At 67.7% G+C, this 3,920-nt stretch carries 4 protein-coding genes and 1 pseudogene; 3 read left to right on the top strand and 2 right to left on the bottom strand.

The window, feature by feature from the left end; all coding sequences use genetic code 11:
* A partial coding sequence (locus QOI01_RS09345; protein ID WP_526380167.1) for an N-acetylglutaminylglutamine amidotransferase occupies window positions 1-1,128 on the bottom strand: 1,128 nt, incomplete at its 3' end.
* A 188-nt stretch (window positions 1,129-1,316) separates the two neighbouring features.
* Here QOI01_RS09345 and QOI01_RS09340 point away from each other — a divergent pair.
* Together QOI01_RS09340 and QOI01_RS09335 are read left to right on the top strand one after the other, a co-directional pair.
* Window positions 1,317-2,204, top strand: coding sequence for a D-alanyl-D-alanine carboxypeptidase family protein (locus QOI01_RS09340; protein ID WP_526380165.1), 888 nt, complete (start codon window positions 1,317-1,319; stop codon window positions 2,202-2,204).
* A 69-nt stretch (window positions 2,205-2,273) separates the two neighbouring features.
* Window positions 2,274-3,107: a D-alanyl-D-alanine carboxypeptidase family protein gene (locus QOI01_RS09335; RefSeq protein WP_526380163.1), complete on the top strand. Its 834-nt coding sequence runs from the start codon at window positions 2,274-2,276 to the stop codon at window positions 3,105-3,107.
* Here the strand turns inward: QOI01_RS09335 and QOI01_RS09330 are convergent.
* The gene (locus tag QOI01_RS09330) at window positions 3,091-3,459 is read right to left on the bottom strand and encodes an amidohydrolase family protein (protein ID WP_526380161.1); all 369 of its coding nucleotides are present in this window, start codon (window positions 3,457-3,459) and stop codon (window positions 3,091-3,093) included. The two genes, QOI01_RS09335 and QOI01_RS09330, sit on opposite strands and share 17 nt — an antisense overlap.
* Here QOI01_RS09330 and QOI01_RS09325 point away from each other — a divergent pair.
* Window positions 3,458-3,635, top strand: a pseudogene (locus QOI01_RS09325) (sulfite reductase flavoprotein subunit alpha); the annotation flags it as partial. The gene QOI01_RS09330 and the pseudogene QOI01_RS09325 sit on opposite strands and share 2 nt — an antisense overlap.
* Between the last annotated feature and the right edge of the window lie 285 nt (window positions 3,636-3,920).

Here is a 3,920-nt window from a genome sequence, read left to right as displayed (position 1 = left end):
GCCCTGCCCCGACTGCACCACCGTCACGTGCTTGCTGACCGCGTGGGACAGCAGAGAGAACGCCACGCTATCGTGACTCACCATCGGTTCACTCATCGCGCCGATGGTGTCCGAAAGAGCGGGAAGCATGCGCGCGCTGTCGATGCGGATCTGATGGTGATCGGTGTCGTAGTGCCGGGCGATGACGTCGGAGTACTTGAACTCGTCGCCCTCCTCTCCCCCGGCCGCCTCGAAGCCGATGGAGAAGGTCTTCAGTCCATGCTGTCCCGCCTCGGCGAGCAGACCGACGATCAGGCTCGAGTCCAGACCACCGGAGAGCAGGCACCCGACGGGAACGTCGGCGACGAGGCGCCGCTCCACCGCGGTCCGCAGCGACGCGAGGATCGCTTCCTCCCATTCCACCGCCGACCAGCCCGCCCGCTCGGCCGACCGCTCGAAGATCGGCTCCCAGTAGGTCTCCTGCGTTCTGGTGCCGTCGGCCTCGATGCGCATGATGGTGCCCGGCTCGAGCTTGCGCACCCCGCGCAGGATCGTGTGCGGTGCGGGGACGACCGAGTGGAAACTCAGGTAGTGGTTCAGCGCGACCGGGTCGAGGTCGGTATCAACGCCGCCTGCGGCAACGAGCGCCGTGAGCGACGATGCGAAGCGCATGGCACCGCCTCCGTCACCGTCCTCGACGTCGCACCAGTACAGCGGTTTGACGCCGAGCCGGTCTCTCGCCAGCACCACGCGGCCCGTGTCGCGCTCGGCGATGGCGAAGGCGAACATCCCCTTGAGGTGGTCCACCACCCGCTCGCCCCATTCGCGGTAGCCCTTGAGAATGACCTCGGTGTCGCTGTGCGAGAAGAAGCGGTACCCCTTGCCGAGCAGTTGCTGGCGGAGTTCGGGGTAGTTGTAGATGCACCCGTTGAAAGCGACCGTCAGTCCGAGTTCGGGGTCGTGCATGGGCTGGTGGCCGCTGCTGGACAGATCGATGATCGCCAGCCGTCGATGGCCGAGCGCCACCCGTTGATCGGCCCACGCGCCGCCGCCGTCGGGTCCCCGCGGGACCATGCAATCCGTCATCGCGCGGATGGCCGCGAGATCGGCCGGGCGCCCTCGGGCGATTTCGCCGGCAATGCCACAAATGGTGATCGACTCCCTCGGGTGGTTCGACGTAGGTGGGTAGATCGGCCGACATTCGTCCACGCACGACAAGATCAGCCTGGCGATATGTAGCCGCATTACGGGGGGGTCAAACAACAAGGTGGTCCAGCCACTCGATGGGCGCCGGGGCGGGGCGCGACTGCGAGATCGAGCAAGTAGGCTCATCGGCCATGGTCAGGCTCCTCGGCGCTCTCGCGGTGTCCATCGCGGCACTTCTCGCCGGCTCCACGGTGCTCGACACCGCCGTCGCGGCAGCCGACACGGACGTCCAACCGATTGGCGGTCTGCAGATCCCCGTCGGCCCCGCCCCTGCCTGGATCGTCGCTGATCTCGACTCCGGCCAGATCTTGGCAGGACGCGACGAGTACGTCACCCATCCGCCTGCCAGCACGATCAAGGTCCTTCTCGCCCTGGTGGTCCTCGACGAGCTGCCACTGGATAACACGGTCGTGGCCGACGAGGCCGACGCGAAGGTGGAATGCAATTGCGCAGGAGTGAAGGCCGGTCACACCTATACGACGCAGGAACTCCTCGACGGCCTGCTGCTGGTGTCTGGCAATGATGCCGCGAACACCCTGGCTCACATGCTCGGCGGTACGGATGTCGCCGTGGCCAAGATGAACGCCAAGGCGGCCGCGCTCGGCGCCACCGGCACGCGCGCCGGATCCCCGTCGGGTCTGAACGGGCCCGGCATCGACGGGTACACGACACCGCACGACCTCGCCATCATCTTCCGCGCCGCGCTTGGCAACCCCGTGTTCACCGCCATCACGTCTTCCCCGACGGCCCCCTTCCCCGGTGACGCGGCTCCGGTGACGCTGATCAACCAGGACGAGATGCTGGCCCGCTATCCCGGCATGCTCGGCGGCAAGACCGGCTTCACCGACGCTGCCCGCAAGACCTTCGTCGGCGCCGCGCAGCGCGACGGACGACGGTTGGTGGTCGCGATGATGTACGGACTCATCGTCGAGGGCGGACCCACTTACTGGGACCAGGCGAGCGGGCTCCTCGACTGGGGCTTCGCGCAGGACCGGTCAGTCGGCACCGGCACGCTGTAGTACAGCCGATATCCGACGGAGACCTGATCGCGCGCTTGGCGAGTCCTGGGATCCCTACGCTCGCTCGTTGTGCGCAGACTGTTCGCGGCGACCGCGCTCGCCCTCGGCACGGCGCTGACCGCGACCGCCGCGCCGCTCGCGCTGGCCCAACCCTCGATCGAGCCAGCGGGCGCCGTCGTCGCCCCACCCGACGGTCCGGCAGAAGCATGGCTGGTCGCCGACCTGGACAGCGGGCGCGTCCTTGCTGCGAAAGACCCCAACGGCTCGCATGCCCCGGCGAGCACCATCAAGACTCTGCTGGCACTCGTCGTCGTCGACTACCTCGACCCGAACTCCTTTGCACGGGCCAACTCGTCACACGAGCGCGTCGAGTGCTCGTGTGTCGGCCTGACACCGGGCCAGCCCTACACCACCCGCCAGCTGCTCGAGGGTCTGCTGATGGTGTCGGGCAACGACGCCGCGAACATGTTGGCCGACATGCTCGGAGGGCAACGCGTCGCCGTCGCGAGGATGAACGCCAAGGCCCAGCAGCTCGGCGCCCGCAGCACCCGGGCGGGATCGCCGTCGGGGTTGGACGGGCCGGGTTGGGAATCCGTCACCACGCCCCACGACTTGGCGGTGATCTTCCGTGCGGCGCTGGCCAATCCGCTGATCGCCTACATCCTGCGGCAGCCGTCGGCCCAGTTCCCCGGCAAGACGATCACCGCCCAGAACGAACTGCTGTCCCGCTATCCTGGGGATCTCGGCGGCAAGAGCGGTTACACCGGCCTGGCGCGAAAGACCTACGTCGGCGCCGCGCAGCGCGGCAACCGCCGCCTCGTCGTCGTCCAGATGTACGGCACCGGCGATCTGTACGGTCAGGCGACCGGCCTGTTCGACTGGGGTTTCAGCCAGCCGTCGTGAGGATGGTGGGGCGTGCGCTCAGTGGCAGTGCACATGCTGGGTTGCGGTACCGACACTGACCGGATTCCACGGGCAACGGCGCCCCGACGCGATCGGCGAGCGCGCCCGCGGAGTGAGCGACGGCCCCGCCGACGAGCGTCAGCTCGACGTGCTGCTCGAGTAAACCGTCGGGTGACTGCTCGTGGTCGTAGAGGTCACCTGACCACATCACCAGATCCGCCGGCAGACCGGTCTCGATCCGGCCCCGGTCATGTTCGGCGTGCCAGGCGTGCGCACCGTGAACGGTGTACGCCTCCAGCGCGCGGTCGAGGCCGACGCATTCGTCGGGCGTCCACGGGCGGGAGGGCGCCAAAGAGTATGTCCAGCAACGTATGTGGGAAAACTCGGGCGAGCTGTTCGGCTGGCTCCAGGACGGCGCGCACCTGTACGTGTGCGGTGACGAGAAACGGATGGCCAAAGGTGTCGACGCAGCGCTGCGACATCGTGGCCCGGTGCGGCGGGATGAACGCCGCAGGCGCTCACGCTTAGGTCAACGACATGATCAAGACCCACCGCTACGCGCGGCACGTGTACTAGCGCGATCTTCCGGTTAGCATGCGGTGCCGACATTTTCGGTGTCTGGCGGTGGGGTTGTCCACAGTCGCCGATTCATCCACGGTCTGGGGTTTTGGGGGTGGCGGGGGGTGGGGGTCCTCGGTTAGATTCGAATGCATGTTCGATGAGTTGGTGGCTGGCACCGCGGGGAGTTGCGGGGCCGCTGCGGTGGATGCGTGGACCCGGGTGGAGTCCGCGGCGTGTGCCCGCCGGTTGGCG

It is taken from the genome of Mycobacterium sp. (assembly GCF_032162605.1).
In the GTDB taxonomy this organism is placed as follows: domain Bacteria; phylum Actinomycetota; class Actinomycetes; order Mycobacteriales; family Mycobacteriaceae; genus Mycobacterium.
The sequence above is the reverse complement of the archived record's forward strand: the minus strand, read 5'-3'. Positions and strand labels throughout refer to the sequence as shown.

What these genes read in the sequence shown, in the direction of transcription:
- QOI01_RS09340 (WP_526380165.1), top strand. Translation starts at nt 1,317, where the DNA reads ATGGTCAGGCTCCTCGGCGCTCTCGCGGTGTCCATCGCGGCACTTCTC.